General features: G+C 66.9%; 11 protein-coding genes and 6 pseudogenes. 10 read left to right on the forward strand and 7 right to left on the reverse strand.

All coding sequences use genetic code 11. From position 1 onward, the window contains the following. Nucleotides 1-240 precede the first annotated feature (240 nt). The 5 genes and pseudogenes from VXC91_RS47200 to VXC91_RS35460 form a co-directional block, all read left to right on the forward strand. Nucleotides 241-750 (forward strand): annotated as a pseudogene (locus tag VXC91_RS47200) (alpha/beta fold hydrolase); the annotation flags it as partial. Continuing rightward, nucleotides 744-1,049 carry an alpha/beta fold hydrolase gene (locus VXC91_RS35445; protein ID WP_329511465.1) on the forward strand — a complete coding sequence of 102 codons (306 nt, stop codon included), beginning with the start codon at nt 744-746 and terminating at the stop codon, nt 1,047-1,049. The pseudogene VXC91_RS47200 and the gene VXC91_RS35445, both read left to right, overlap by 7 nt. Nucleotides 1,050-1,119: 70 nt before the next feature. Then, nucleotides 1,120-1,275 (forward strand): hypothetical protein, encoded by a 156-nt coding sequence (locus VXC91_RS35450; RefSeq protein ID WP_329511466.1) that lies wholly within the window; start codon nt 1,120-1,122, stop codon nt 1,273-1,275. Next, nucleotides 1,266-1,607 (forward strand): annotated as a pseudogene (locus VXC91_RS35455) (amidohydrolase); the annotation flags it as partial. The gene VXC91_RS35450 and the pseudogene VXC91_RS35455, both read left to right, overlap by 10 nt. Nucleotides 1,608-1,678: 71 nt before the next feature. Beyond that, nucleotides 1,679-2,140: pseudogene (locus tag VXC91_RS35460) on the forward strand (IS5 family transposase); the annotation flags it as partial. A gap of 235 nt (nt 2,141-2,375) precedes the next feature. Here the strand turns inward: VXC91_RS35460 and VXC91_RS35465 are convergent. From VXC91_RS35465 to pstB, 3 genes are all read right to left on the reverse strand, one after another. Next, complete coding sequence (locus VXC91_RS35465) at nt 2,376-2,573, reverse strand: hypothetical protein (protein WP_329511467.1); 198 nt, start codon at nt 2,571-2,573, stop codon at nt 2,376-2,378. Nucleotides 2,574-2,623: 50 nt separating this feature from the next. After that, complete coding sequence (locus tag VXC91_RS35470; RefSeq protein ID WP_329511468.1) at nt 2,624-2,848, reverse strand: hypothetical protein; 225 nt, start codon at nt 2,846-2,848, stop codon at nt 2,624-2,626. Between the two features lie 732 nt (nt 2,849-3,580). Then, entirely contained in the window at nt 3,581-4,360 is a 780-nt protein-coding gene (pstB, locus tag VXC91_RS35475) for a phosphate ABC transporter ATP-binding protein PstB (RefSeq protein WP_329511475.1), read from the reverse strand. A gap of 456 nt (nt 4,361-4,816) precedes the next feature. Between pstB and VXC91_RS35480 the strand changes: the two genes are divergently transcribed. Beyond that, complete coding sequence (locus tag VXC91_RS35480) at nt 4,817-5,080, forward strand: hypothetical protein (protein WP_329511469.1); 264 nt, start codon at nt 4,817-4,819, stop codon at nt 5,078-5,080. 59 nt (nt 5,081-5,139) lie between these two features. Beyond that, a pseudogene (locus VXC91_RS35485) lies at nt 5,140-5,716 on the forward strand (family 1 glycosylhydrolase); the annotation flags it as partial. A 265-nt stretch (nt 5,717-5,981) separates the two neighbouring features. Here the strand turns inward: VXC91_RS35485 and VXC91_RS35490 are convergent. Further along, on the reverse strand, nt 5,982-8,981 hold the full coding sequence (locus tag VXC91_RS35490) for a S8 family serine peptidase (protein WP_329511470.1): 3,000 nt from the start codon (nt 8,979-8,981) through the stop codon (nt 5,982-5,984). Nucleotides 8,982-9,248: 267 nt separating this feature from the next. Between VXC91_RS35490 and VXC91_RS35495 the strand changes: the two genes are divergently transcribed. Then, a complete protein-coding gene (locus tag VXC91_RS35495; protein WP_329511471.1) occupies nt 9,249-10,232 on the forward strand; it encodes a winged helix-turn-helix transcriptional regulator in 984 nt (327 codons plus the stop codon). Nucleotides 10,233-10,294: 62 nt separating this feature from the next. Here the strand turns inward: VXC91_RS35495 and VXC91_RS35500 are convergent. After that, nucleotides 10,295-10,427: pseudogene (locus tag VXC91_RS35500) on the reverse strand (IS5/IS1182 family transposase); the annotation flags it as partial. Nucleotides 10,428-10,825: 398 nt separating this feature from the next. Between VXC91_RS35500 and VXC91_RS35505 the strand changes: the two are divergent. After that, a complete protein-coding gene (locus VXC91_RS35505; RefSeq protein WP_329511472.1) occupies nt 10,826-11,161 on the forward strand; it encodes a GNAT family N-acetyltransferase in 336 nt (111 codons plus the stop codon). A 151-nt stretch (nt 11,162-11,312) separates the two neighbouring features. Beyond that, nucleotides 11,313-11,954, forward strand: a pseudogene (locus VXC91_RS35510) (IS5 family transposase); the annotation flags it as partial. Between the two features lie 243 nt (nt 11,955-12,197). Here VXC91_RS35510 and VXC91_RS35515 read toward each other — a convergent pair. Further along, entirely contained in the window at nt 12,198-12,527 is a 330-nt protein-coding gene (locus VXC91_RS35515) for a hypothetical protein (RefSeq protein WP_329511473.1), read from the reverse strand. Nucleotides 12,528-12,860: 333 nt separating this feature from the next. Then, the gene (gene msrB / locus VXC91_RS35520) at nt 12,861-13,328 is read right to left on the reverse strand and encodes a peptide-methionine (R)-S-oxide reductase MsrB (RefSeq protein ID WP_329511474.1); all 468 of its coding nucleotides are present in this window, start codon (nt 13,326-13,328) and stop codon (nt 12,861-12,863) included. Nucleotides 13,329-13,868 lie beyond the last annotated feature (540 nt).

The following is a 13,868-nucleotide window of genomic DNA, read 5'->3' on the forward strand; positions in this document are numbered from 1 at the left end:
TCAGAACTCCTAACAGAATGGCAGTCTTTGCTAGGGAATGCTGGGGTCTGATGGAGCGTTAGCCAGGGACGCCGAAAGTGGCGGGCACGTTCCAGGGCCATGGCCAAGCCGGGCGCGTGGTCGGCGCGCACGGCGTACCGGTGCGGCAGCTGTTGTCGGCCCCGCCGCGCGCGGCGGGGAATGCCAGGTTAGTGTCTACGATGATGTGAATGTCCCCTGTACACAAGGGAGTTAATGCAGATGTCGGAGGCGTCCGGGGTGCCGGGTCCGACCCGTCGCAGCAAGGGTGAGGGTCGGTCGATTGTTCTGGTGCACGGCAACTCTTCCTCGTCGCGCATCTGGCAGGCCGTGCTCGACAGCCCGTTCGGCGCGCGATACCGGTGTCTAGCCCCGGACCTGCCCGGGCACGGCGACGCGGCCCCGCCCGCGGCCGGGCCGGACGACTACTCGGTACCGGGCTTCGCTGCGATGGTGGCCGCGTTCGTCCGGGAGGAGGGTCTGCGGGACGTGGTGCTGGTCGGATGGAGCCTGGGGGGTCACGTGGTGCTTGAGGCCGCCGACGCGCTCGGTGACGTAGTGGCTGGCTTCGCCGTGTTCGGGACTCCACCTGTGCGGGATGGCTCGTCGTTCGCGGAGGCGTACCTGGCGGACTCGCCGCTCGGTATCGGTTTCCAGGAGACGATCACCCGCAGGAGGCCCGTACCTACGCTGCTGGCCTCCTGGCCCCTGGTTCCGCGGTTTCCGTGGAGTCCCTGGTTGAGGACATTCTCGCCACCGACCCGGCTGTCCGGGCCGGTATCGCCCGCAGCATCGCCGAGGGGCGCTTCGCGGACGAGGTGGCCCTCGTCGAGCGCCTCAACCGCCCGCTGGCCGTTCTACACGGGGGCGGGGAGCAGTTCGTCAATCTCGCCTACCTGGAGGCATTGACCGCCCCGACCCTGTGGCGCGGCGCCGTCCAGGTCGTCCCCGGCGCCGGCCACGCGGTCCAGGTCGACCGTCCCGAGCTTCTCGCGGACCTGCTGGACGCGTTCGTCCGCGACCTGCCGTAGGCCGGCCGCCCACACGACCACCCGAAGACGATTCCGCCGCACGGCGGGGAGCAGAGGAGAGCGTACTTTCGTGTCCGACGAAACAACGTCCGTCATCTCTGCGGTCCTTGCCGGCCTCGCGGGAATCCGCGGCGACGTGGAGGACTGGTACCGAGACCTGCATGCTCATCCCGAACTCGGCTTCGGGGAAATCCGCACCTCGTCGCTGGTCGCCGCTTTCCGCTGACGGTCAACGACCGCGAGGTGACCGAACGGGTCGCGGTCGCGTTCGGCCGGCACTTCGGCGAGGCGGCCCGGACCGCTGATCCCCTCACGCCCAGCGATGACTTCACCGAGATCCCTCACGCCCTCGGTGTTCCCTCCACCTTCTGGGTGATCGGCGGCACCGACCCCGCAGCCTACGCGGCGGCCGAGCGGGCCGGGACCCTCGTCCAGGACATCCCCGTCAACCACAGCCCCCGCTTCGCTCCGGTGCTCCAGCCCACGCTGGATACGGGCGTCCGCGCGCTCGTCGTTGCCGCGCTGGCATGGCTGGCGTCCGGCACACAGGCCTCTTGACGCCGTCGGCCTACAAACTCTTAACAGAATGGCCTCGGAATGCTGACGGATGCTCAGTTGCTGATCGATGCATGAGGAGGGGTGAGCAGCCGCTGTGGAACGTGTCCGATGGCTTGTGGGCACGGATCGAGCCGGTTGTGCCGCGCCGCACGGATCACCCTGAACGGTAAGCGCCTGGACGATCGGAAAGTCCTGTGCGGGATCCTGTTCGTGCTGTACACCGGCATTCCGTGGGGGTTCCTGCCGCAGGAGCTCGGCTTCGGTGCCGGCATGACCTGCTGGCGACGCCTGCGCGACTGGAACGAGGCGGGCGTCTGGCAGCGTCTGCACGAGTCGCTCCTGGCTGAACTGAACGCCGCCGGCGCGCTGGACTGGTCGAGGGCGGTGATCGACGGCTCGCACGTCAGGGCGCTCAAAGGCGGCCCAAAACCGGACTGAGCCCGGTCGACCGTGCCCGAACAGGCTCCAAGCACCATCTGATCACCGAAGGGCACGGCATCCCGCTGGCGGTATCGCTGACCGGCGGAAACCGTTACGGCGGGAAACGAAGACCTCCGTGCGGTGCAGTCTTAGACAGCTCCACCACATCGGAGGTTTTCGCCTTGATCAAGACCCTGCACCCGTCAACGACACTCGCGGTCAATACAGCTAGCGCCGTTCGCGCGGTCCGACCACGCGGAAACTCGCCCTGCAGACACGGACCTTGCTCCTTACGTGGTGTGGGCCGGGAGTAGCCTGGCCGCTACCGGGCATTGCAGCGGTGGTCTTTCAAGGGAGCAATTTTTCCACACCTGCAGCGCCCTCTTCGTTGAGAAGGTGGCGTGCCTGTTCAAGCCTCTCCGGTGTGATGTCGTGACCAGATGCCAGTACTACATCTTCTGGGTCGGGCAACTGTTCCGTGCCGGTGTGGAGGACCACATCTGGAGTTGGCTCTCCCCACTCATCGGCGTATGCGCCTTCAGGCATTGTGTCTCCTACGTTCGAACAGGTGTGACAGGCGTCGCTCCGCGCCATGCTCAGCGCGAGAGCTCGGCCGTGCAAGTGCTGGCAACTTCACTGATCGCTCGGGCTCTCGTGCTGTGCTGGTTCGCAGCCCAGGCAAACGCTTCTGCCAGGTCCTTCAAGGATGCTGCGACCGCTCCATGATCCTTGTGCCCTTCCTGCTGTCGTGCTTGAGACGCGATGGCCTCGAAGAGCGCCGCTTGAGCATTCTCTTGCACCGTAGAGTTGACATTGCTCACGATGTCCTCCGAATTCCTGTCCGGGCACAAAATTCAGACCCAGCCTCACGCTAGCTCTCGGAAACTGATGCACCTGGCAAGCGAGGGTCAGCGCAGGGTCGATCAGCACGTTGTTTCTCCGCAAATTGTATTGCAGCTTTGATCTACAGCTCATCTATGCGGGATCGGCGTCCTTCGTGGAGAGTTGAGCCGCTCCGCAGCTGCACTCCTCTTTCGGGCTTGGGATGGGCGGCCTGCCTCAAGTGCGGTGTGGCACACGCTCCCGGACGCGACTGCCTCCGGTGCGATGTAGACAAAGATCCCCGAGGCGTTCCTCTTCGATCGAGTTCCGTGCCCGATGCTCGGGGGTCGCGCAGCTAGCACGTGTGTGTCGGATGGCGTCGAGATTGGTCGATGCACCACACCCTCAGCCGGATACCAACGCCACGCGCTTGAAGGCTCCCCCCCTTCAGGGAGGGGAGCCTTCAACAGCTTGGACGGTGGCCTTCGGCGGTCAGTGCACGAGCAGGTGTGCGCGGTCGTCCTAGCTGTTGGCTAACCCCCTCAACTCCGCGTCGAAAGTCCCCCACACCTTGCGCCTGGTGTCCTCACAGGCCTTCTGGTAGGGCACAGCACGTTGAAGCACGAGGTCATCGGGAGGGTCGGTCGTCCCTGGCGGGAGCCCCCGTCCTCGATAGCAGGAGCGGCACGTTAACCGCATGGGACCTTCGTCGAGGCCGGGACATGGAGCGGCTACCCGAAGCGGCCGGAGACATAGGCTTCCGTGCGTGGATGGCTCGGGTTGGAGAAGATCTTTACGGTGTCGTCCATTTCGACGAGCCGGCCTGGCTGCCCCACCTGTTCGAGGTCGAAGAAGGCCGTCCTGTCACTGACGCGCGCGGCTTGCTGCATGTTGTGGGTGACGATCACGATGGTGTACTTCTGCTTGAGGCTTCGGACGAGGTCCTCGATGGCGAGCGTCGAGATCGGGTCAAGCGCTGAAGCGGGTTCATCCATCAGCAGCACCTCGGGCTCAACTGCTATGGCCCGGGCGATGCACAACCGCTGCTGCTGACCCCCTGAGAGCCCGGCACCGGGTCGGTCAAGCCGGTTTTTGACCTCGTCCCAGAGACTCGCCGAGCGCAGTGATTCCTCGACGATGCCGTCGAGTTCCGATCTAGGCATGCGTCGGTTGTTGAGCGTGACGCCAGCAGCGACGTTGCCGTATATCGACATGGTCGGAAAGGGGTTGGGCCGTTGGAAGACCATGCCGACCGTGCGCCTCACCTGGACGGGGTCGGTTGTGGGGGCGTAGATGTCTTCGCCGTCGAGGAGCACGGCGCCTTCGACGCGCCCACCGGGTGTCGCCTCGTGAAGGCGGTTCAGCGTCCGCAAGACTGTCGACTTGCCTGTCCCCGACGGGCCTATGAACGCGGTGACGCTGCAGGCCTCGATCGACAAATCCACGTCGGCAACGGCAAGGAACGTCCCGTAGTAGACGTACAGGCCTTTTACGTCGACACGTTTCCCCACCTGAATCTCCTGCCTGCAAACGTCGAAAAAGAGGACCATTTCGTCCGGAGTGTAGGAGTCCGCTCAGGCTGCGCGCAACCGTCATGGCGATGGACCGACCCGGCTGCTCCATCGAAGAATGCCCCCGCGACCAGCGGAAACGGACAGGACGGCTGACTGGCGGAGCTCTCGGCCGCATGAAGGGTTCTTGGGCCTGTTGCGAAAGTGTTGGTCGCCGTTCGAAGGCGCGATAGGCCAAACGGGGCAAACGCCCGAGCCGATGAGCCATGATTTGTACTGGAAGCGATCGGCTGGGGAGGAGTGTGGTTGAGCAAGACAGTGCCGGTGATCTCCGGTGACTCATAGGCGCTCGGGCTTCTCTTCATCGAAGCGGCGCGGGTTGGTGCGGAGATGCCGGCGGACCTGCGGCCCTCGTGTTGGCCGGAGTTGGAGCAGGAGCTCCGCACCCACGCGTTGGTGGGCAGCAGTCTCGCCGTCCTGCTCGATGACTTCGGCGTCGAACAGCGACAGGTACTCCTGAGCTGCGTTGTGGAGGCGGCTCGCCGGATCGAGGCCCGCGGCGGCGTGAGTCGAGACGAAGTCTCGACCTGGCCCGATTTGGAGGAGAGTGCGACCAGCTTCCTGCGTGGTGCAGAACACATCGTGGCTGCCCTGCTTGTTGAGCTGGCGAAGGCTCTGGTCGATCTGGCTGCTGGCACGCTCCCCCCCGGCTCCGGCTGAGCGTTATTGGTACTACGGAACTTCGGAGGGCCGGATCGTGCAGGGCGGATAGGGACCACCGAGGCTTCCCGACGGACATGCGGGAGGTGTACGGCGTGGAACTCCCCCGGGCGACGTGGAGACTATTGCCGCGCTGCTGGACTGGCTGGGCCTGAACTTCTGCTTCCCGGCGTAGGTGGAGGCCGGCCCCAACGGCCCGGTGCCGTTCGTCGGTTCGGTGCACCGCCCGGACGTCCCGCGCACGGGCATGGACTGGGAGATCGACGCGAGGGGCATCGAGACCCTGCTGCTGCGTCTGACGGACGAGTACGCTGCCCGCAAGCTGTACGTCACCGATAACGGCTCGGCCTACTCCGACGTCGTCCGCCCCGACGGCACGATCGACGACCTCGAGCGCCAGGAGTACCTGGTGGACCACCTGGCCGCGGTGGCCTCGGGGGCCCTCAAGGGCTCCCCGCCGGCGGGCTACTTCGCCTGGTCGTTGCTCGACGACTTCGAATGGGCGTACGGCTACAACAAGCGCTTCGGCCTGCTCCATGTGGACTACCGCACCCAGGCCCGCACGATCAAGGGCAGCGGACACCGGTACGCGGACATCATTCGCACCCACCGGACCGTACACGCCGGGCCGCCTGAGCCCGGCCCGGACGGTGGGCGGTGAGTGCGGGCGGGGGAGCCTGCGCTTACCGCGAGTGGCAGTACTCACCGCTGCCGCACATCGCTCCGACGCAAACGCCAAGCTGAGGCGGATACCGGTCGTGTGCATGGACTGGGCCCCCTTCTGGGGCGTCATGGTCCGGGGGCGAAGTCGGGGACAAGGCCGCACGACGTGGTGGGCCCCGGGCCGGGGGTTGGTGACCCCCCCCGGCCCGGGGCCGGTCAGGAAGGCGAGGACGGCAGGTCAGCCGATGGTGACCAGGGTCCCGGCGCCGTTCGGGTAGGCGACGTAGCCTGTGGCGGGCTTGTCACCGGGTATGCCCGCCCACGAGGCGGTGAGCGTCACAGGGACGCCCGGGGTGGTCGCCGGGTGGGTGGGCGACACCGTGAAGGTGCCGGGTGCGGTCGGGCCGTCCGGCGTGACCAGGTTCGACTGGAATGTGAAGGGCGTGCTCGTGGTACCCGGCGCGTTCCCGAGGGTGACCACGATGGCGATGTAGTTGCCCGGCTTGAGGGTGTTCAGGCTGACCAACGGCCGGTTCTGCTCGAGAGCGATGTCGCCGACCAGGAACGGCTGCTGACCGTCACCCGGGTTGTAGGCGATCAGCAAGGTCAGCTTGGCATCGGGGTTGTCCGGCGTCACGAAGAACTGTCCGGCCCTGGTGCCCTCGGGGACGGTGAACGCGAAGTCCTGCTCGCCGTTGTCCGGCGAGGACACCGATCCCTTGACCGAGGGGCCGACGATGGGACCGATCGCCTGGGGCGCGAGGTCCGCGGTGCCCGGCGTGACGGAGAAGGTCGTGCTGCCGCTGCCCGCGGGACCGCTCACGGCGTTCGGTGCGAGCACGCTCCACGGCGTGATGGCGATGGGGCTGCGCACCTCGGTGCCCCCGTGAGTCCATATCAGCGAGCCGGTGGTCAACTCGCCCGAGGGCGCGGTGGTCTGCTCGAAGGTGACGGTGAACTTCGCCGTCTGCCCGGCCCTGTCGAAGGTCAGGGTGGACGGCTGGACCGTGGCCTTCATTCCCGGCACGTCGACGGTGGCGCGGTAGGTGCCGGGGGCCACCGCGGTGACCTCGCGGGTGACGGTCTGCGAGCCGACCAGCTGGCCGACCGATATGGACGGGTAGTTGAGATCGCTCGGGTCGACGGCCTTCACACCGGTTTTGGTGTCGCCCCCCAGGCCCTCCAGGTAGGCCAGCCAGTCTTGCTCCGAGGAGTCGTAGACCAGGCCGGGGTTGAGCATGTCGGAGGGGTTCACCTCACCGGCGCCCTGGGCGTACACATCCGTGTTGTCCGCTCCCGACGCGGTCTTGGTGTCCACCGTGGTGGTCATCATCGCGGACTTGATCGCCATCGGCGACCAGGTGGGGTGCTGGGCGAGGTAGAGCGCGGCGAGGCCCGAGATGTGCGGCGTCGCCATCGAGGTGCCGCTCAGGAAGTCGAAGGCGTGGCCGGAGTTGGACTGGGGCGCCACCGCGGCGAGGATGCCGACGCCCGGAGCGGCGATGTCGGGCTTGAGCAGGTCGCCCTTGTTCACCACGGAGGGTCCGCGCGAGGAGAACGGCGCGATCTGCGGGTAGGGCTGGCCCGTCGTGCCGCCCGGAACCAGGCTGGCCGTGGCACCTTGCGTCGCGGCGTACGAGCGTACGGTCGCGGTGTCCGGGACGTTCAGGTGAACGGTCGGAATGGTGTGCAGATCGGAGTCGGTCTCCAGGTCGGAGGTGTTGACCAGCACCATGCCCACGCCGCCGGCCCGGGCGACCTCGGCGGACTTGGCCACCCGAGGGTTGACCCCGCGGTCGCAGACCACGATCGTGCCCGCCACCTTCGCCGGGTCCAGGGAGCTGTCCTGGCACAGCCTGGCGTCGGAGATGGCGGCGCTCGCGTTCTTCACGTTCTCGGCGAGCACCAGGGGCTTCGGGCCGACCGTCGCCTCGACCGTGGTGCTGGAGCCGACGAAGCTGTGGCCGTCGCCGAGCTTCACCGTGGCCTCGTACGGCTGGATGGTGCTGGCAGCCACCGTTGTCGTCCAGGGTGCGACGTTGTCGAGGCTGGACGAGTCCGGGCCGGAGTTGCCGGCGGCCGTGGAGACGAAGATGCCCGCGGCGGCCGCTGTGCGGAAGGCCGCCTGAATCGGGCTGTCGGGGCCGGTCTCGATGATCGACCCCGCCGAGTAGTTGAGCACGTCCACGCCGTCGGCGACGGCCTGGTCGACAGCGGCGACGATGTCGGAGCTCAGGCCCCCGGAGTCGCGGTCCGACTTGCCCGTCCAGAACGCCTTGTACACGGCGATCGCCGCGCCCGGCGCGACGCCGGAGATTTTGCCGAAGTCCCGCTCGCCCACGGTGACATCGATGCCGGCGTTACCGGCGGCCGTTGATGCGGTGTGCGAGCCGTGGCCCTCGCCGTCCCGCGGGGAGATGTAGTCGGCTCGGCGCTCCGGCGGGACGAGCGACGTCCATCCGTCGCCGAAGTATCGGGCGCTGATCACCTTGCTGTTGCAGGCGCTTGCGGTGAACTGCTCGCCGGTCTGGCAGGTCCCGGTGAACGTGCTCCCGTCGGCCTTGTGCATCACGGTCGTGGAGCCCTGCAGGTAGGGGTGGTACGGGTCCTTCGCCGTCGGGCCGGTGGTGCCCAGCGGCGAGGCGGCGAACGACGGGCTCTCCGGCCAGATTCCGGTGTCGATGTCACCGATCACCACGCCCTTGCCCGCGTTCGCGGTGCCGCCGAGCGACGCCCACAGGCCGTGCTTCCCGGAAAGGCCGAGGAAATCGGTGGAGTTCGTGTCGTCGTTCGTCTTGTTCCACGTGTCCGGGGTGACCGACACGACCCCGGGCTCACCGGCCAGCTTGACGGCCTGAGCGGCGGACAGAGTGGCGGTGAAGCCGTTCGTTGCGACGGCGTAGCGGTCCTTGACCTTGGCACCGACGGTGGCCGCGACACCGTTCTGCTGCCGCGTCAGGTGGTCGCGGTAGCGCCGCGCGTTGGCGCCGGCCACGTTCACCTTTGCGCCCTTGACCGGTGCGGTGGCGGCGATGCCGTCAACACCGCCCTGGTAGGCCACGATGGGTTGGTCGGCAAGGGTGACGAGGTACCGGCCGGCCGCCAGGTGGGACGCGGTCGGGACGGGAACGGGAGCCGCGGCGGCCGCGGGGGACTGCATGGTCGCGGGCAGGGCGGTTGCGGCGACGAGGGCGATCGTCGCGAGCGCGGCGGATCTGCCGCGTGTGGTGGGGGCCAACTCGGGATCCTCCAAGAGGGGGAGGGGCCGGAGCGGGTACTGCTCCGGCCCGTACGGCGGGCAAGCGCGAGCACAGGAGCGAGACGAGCCTGGAGGGAGCGAAGTTGACGCCTCGAACTCAATGTGTTCGCAACAATGAAGTGAACGATGCGCCACGGGACGCCGTCCAGAGGCACGGGTGGCGTCCTCTAGCCAATGGCCGAGGACGCCACGGTGTGCCGTCTGTGGTCTCCTTCTGGCACGAACCTGAGGACGAGGAGTGAGGCCGTGCTGGGCGCCCTGGGGATCAGCGACTTCGACGAGCGGATATATCGCGCCCTACTCGCACACGGCGAGATGACGACACAGGAAACCGCCGAGCGGGCCGACGTCTCGCCGGGCGGCGCACTGCGTGCGCTCGCCCGGCTCGCCGAACTCGGCCTGGTGCGCGGCACGAGCCGGGACCGTCACCAACCCGTTCGGCCCGAGGAGGCGTTGACGGCACTGTTAAACAGGCGCCGACTGGAGGCCGAGTCCGCCTTCGACAAGGTGCGCTCGGCGGTGGAGGACCTCAAACAGGAGTACCGGGCCGGGCGGCTCCGCACCGACCCGGGCAACCTCGTCGAGGTACTCAGCGGACGGGACGTCGTCATGGAACGCATGGACGAGCTCAGGCGAACGATCAGTACGCATCTGTGGGTTCTCGACAAACCTCCCTACGTGGAACGGGTCGACGGTGACCCCCACAGCAACGACGAGGAGAAGGCCCAGACCACGGAGTGGCTCCGGCGCGGTGTAGAGGTGCGCTCCATCTACTGCCCCGAGGCGATGGAGCGTCCGGGGAGGTTCGACACCGTCCTTGAACTGACCGAACTCGGCGAGAACGCCCGGCTCCTGCCGAGGCTCCCGTTCAAGCTCCACATCGTCGACCGGAAGGTCGCCCTCGTCCCGTTGATCGGTGGCGGTTACGACGGCCTCGCCGTCGTGCACCCCTCGGGACTTCTGGACGCGCTCATCGAGCTCTTCGAGGCGTACTGGGCCCGCGCCGAACCGATCCGGGCGGCCACCGCATCGCGCAACGACGGCCCCAGCCGGGAAGAGGTCCTGCTGCTGTCCATGCTCAAGGCGGGGCTCAAGGATCAGGCCATAGCACGCCAGCTGGGCTACAGCCCCCGCACCGCCACGCGGAAAATCGCCGCCCTGATGACCCGCCTCGGCGCCAGCACCCGCTTCCAGGCAGGCGTCGAAGCGACGGCGCGCCGCTGGATCTAGATGCCCCGCCCCATACCGAGGTCAATGATGCCTCACCACGTAGGACACGGTTAGACGTCGTCTCATTTGGTGAGTCTGCGGTAGCAGATGAGGCTGCAGGCGATGGCGGTGAAGGCCAGGAACTGCTCCGCTTTCCGCTCGTAGCGGCGGTGGAGGCGGCGTCCAGCCCGCCAGCCAGGACATGGTGCTCTCTATCTATGGACTCCATCGTCCAGTTCTCGCCGTAATCCTCTCGGGGGCCGCCTCGTTCCGGTGTCTGTACGTCCTCGTCGGCGGTTGGCCAGGCCGCGGTTTCTCACATGCGACGGGGGCGTCCACGAGCGCCGGCCTTGGAGTGCCCTGAGGGCTGAACCCGCTCTACCGGAAGGGTTGAGTGTGCTCGAGAAAAGGTCCGGTCACTGAGCATGGCCGGGCCCAACGGGACCTGGCGCGGGCTGCGGGTAAGTGCTGGTGCAGACGCGGCTCACCCGGTTGCGAAGTGTCGCCACCAGGCTGGATAGTGGACTCTAGAGACCCGTCTGGAGTCGGCGTGCCGGTTGGTCCGGCATGCCGTGGCGCGGACGGGGGATGAGGTGTTCGTGCAAAGGGGTGTCATGACCGAGGTCTTGTTCGACGACAGCGCACAGTGTGTCCGGGTCGTCGACGATCCGGAGGATCGTCAATATGCGCTCTACGTCGACGGGGCACAGGCGGGGACGATGTCGTACCGCATCGTCGGGCAACGGCGAGTGCTGGCCCACACAGAGATCGACGAAGCCTATCGTGGCCGGGGCCTGTCTCAGATCCTCATTCAGGCGGTCCTCGACGACCTGCGGAAGAAGCAGCAGAAGGCCACGGTCTACTGTCCTGCCGTCGAGCGGTTCATCAAGCAGCGCGTACAGTATGCCGACGTCATTGATCCCAGTCACCCGGGCATCTGGTTCGCCTGACCTCCGCAGACCGGAGAGCACTGGGCCACACGCCACTTACCAGCACTGTACGGGGGAGCGGGTCATCCCCAGCCGCCATGGGGCCGACGCAGGCATATCGAGGTCTCGCCGAAGCCGTTTTCGGGCCGAGGGCGTGAGCTGGGCAGACGTCCCCACGGAGAAGATCGGCTGCAGTAGGGTGACGTCCTCGCGGCGCCTTCGGGACTGGACGCAGGCCGACGTGTGGCCCCGTCTGCACGAGGTCCTCCTGGCGGAGCTGCGGGCAGCGGGCCTGCAGGACATGGGTGACGCTGCCGTCGACGGCTCCCATGCCAGCGCCGTCAAAGGGGGGCTCACACCGGACCTTCGCCAGTCGACCGTGCCCGCCCGGGCAGCAAACACCACCGATCGCCGACCGGCACGGGACACCTCTGGCTGTCACCGCTGACCAGCGGAAACGGTCACGATGTCACCCAACTGATGCCGCCGTTCGACGCGATACCCCACATCCGCGGGATCCGAGGACGGCCACGTCGCCGGCCTCGCCGGTTGTTCGCCGACCGCGGCTACGACTACGACAAGTACCGCCCCCTCCCGTCGGCTTGTGGGATCACGACGAAGATCGCCCGGAAAAGCACAGCTCACGGTTCCGGCCTGGGTAAGACCCGCTGGGTCGTCGAGCGGACCTTCGCCTGGCTGCACCAGTTCGAACGAGGTCCGGATCCGCTACGAGATACGTGCCGACCTTCACCTCGGCCTCCTTCAACTCGCCTGCGACGACATCTCCTTGAGACGACTCCGGACCTCATTCTGAAATGATCAGTAGCGAGTTGGTGGGTGATAGCGGGTGGGGCAGTGTTGCCTTGTTCGGGAGCTGTGGTTGGGCTGTGTGCGGTGTGGTCTGAGACGAGGCCGGCTATGGCGTGGTAGGTGGCTGGCAACTGGACGCCTCGCTACCGCACGAGCCGGCCGGGGTCCGGGGCGAGCGGTACGAGTCGGCATGCCCGACGGCTGCCGCGGGCCTCCTCCAAGGCGTTGGCTCAGGCAGGCCCGGCGGTTATTGATAGCGCCCTTCGAAAAGGGTCCCGCTCCCGAGGTCCGAGAACCGGAGGCCGACGATCCTACCCTCGTCCACCATCCACTGGAGGTCGTACGAGGCACGGAAGGAGGGCGGCCAGAACGAGCAGAAGCGGCCGTTCACGTCGACAGACCACGTGCCTTCCGTCTGACGTCCGCCTTCGACGTAGCGGGTGGTGCCGTCGGGGTCGAAGGACTGCGTCGCGCCGTCGCCGTAGACGAAGTCGCCAGCGGTGACAGCGGCCGAGATCTGCTCGGGTGGCACAGGCGCGCCGTCTTCGGTGGACACGCTGTCGAGGTTCCTGTTCATTGTGTGGTCCTCCTGTCACGCCCCGCAGATTCCACGGGGCTGGCTCGGTCAGAAGCGTGCAGCCGCACGCGGTGGGAAACATCCGCCTTGCGCGAAGGGCGCTCAGGGCCGATGGCGCCGCTGCCGCACAGCCGGTGCACAACGGTGGCACGTCCACCACCTGGCTGTTTCCGCTCCACCGGATACCGGTGGCGTACCTCACTTGATCGGGCCTCTTGCCGGGGAGCTGGGCGGAGGCCCCCACCCATCCGGTCCGGGGTGGGAAGAGGAAGCATTGTGCGACAGGGGCGGAGGAGGGCCCGGGCTGCGGTGCTGCAGCCTGCGGACCGCTTGTCAGGTTTCCGCGGTGTCCTCTTCCAGCGCCTCGAACAAATGCAGGTATTGGCCGTAACCCTCTCGCTTGAGATCCCCTGCAGGGATGAAGCGCAGGGACGCGGAGTTGATGCAGTACCTCATCCCGCCTCGGTCGCTAGGCCCGTCAGAAAACAGGTGCCCGAGGTGGCTGTCCCCTTGCGCTGACCGAACCTCGACACGGACCATGCCGTGGCTAGAGTCGGGAATCATGACGACGTAGTCGGGATTCAGCGGCTTGGTGAAGCTAGGCCACCCAGTCCTACTGTCGTACTTGTCCGCTGAGGCGAACAGGGGCTCCCCGGACACGATGTCCACGTAGATCCCGGGAGCCTTGTTGTCCCAGTAGGCGTTGGCGAACGCGGGCTCGGTCTCGTCCCGCTGGGTCACGCGGTACTGCTGGTCCGTGAGCTGTGAGATGCGCTCAGGGCTCTTGCGGTATTCCGGCATGTCTGCCTCCCATTGCGCCGATTCGCGCGGCGATCGACGTGTGTCGACGAGCGCGGTCGGCAACCTGCTCAGAGTTGGGTGAGGTTTGGATGACGGTGAGGTTCGGCGGAATTACTCAGCGTGCAGGCTTTTCCCGGTCGGGTTGGTATGTGGGTTGCGTGCCGCGAGGACAGTGAACAGTGTGGCGACGAGGGCAAGTCCGCCGTATCCGAGCGAGATCTGCGGTAGCGAGAAGGCGTTCGAGAGTTCCCCTGAGATGAGGCGTTGGTGAATCCGTCCTCAGCCCGGTAGGTGTTGAACAGGGGGATCGGCGCGGCCGACGCGGCAAACGAGGCCACCAGGGAGACCACCGCGGACAAGAATGCCAGCCGGAGCGTTCTGCCCTGGCGAGTCCGGTTGGTCACTGGTACCACGTTTTGCATCGAGCCGTGCCTTTCTGTCGTTCTGAACCACCCCGGTATTCATGGAGGCCCCGGGCTGCGTCTTTACCCAAGGGACCGACGCCGGACAGAGCTAGGCCAGTGCACCCGGGCAAAATGA

The sequence above is a fragment of the Streptomyces chiangmaiensis genome (assembly GCF_036281785.1).
Lineage (GTDB): Bacteria > Actinomycetota > Actinomycetes > Streptomycetales > Streptomycetaceae > Streptomyces > Streptomyces chiangmaiensis.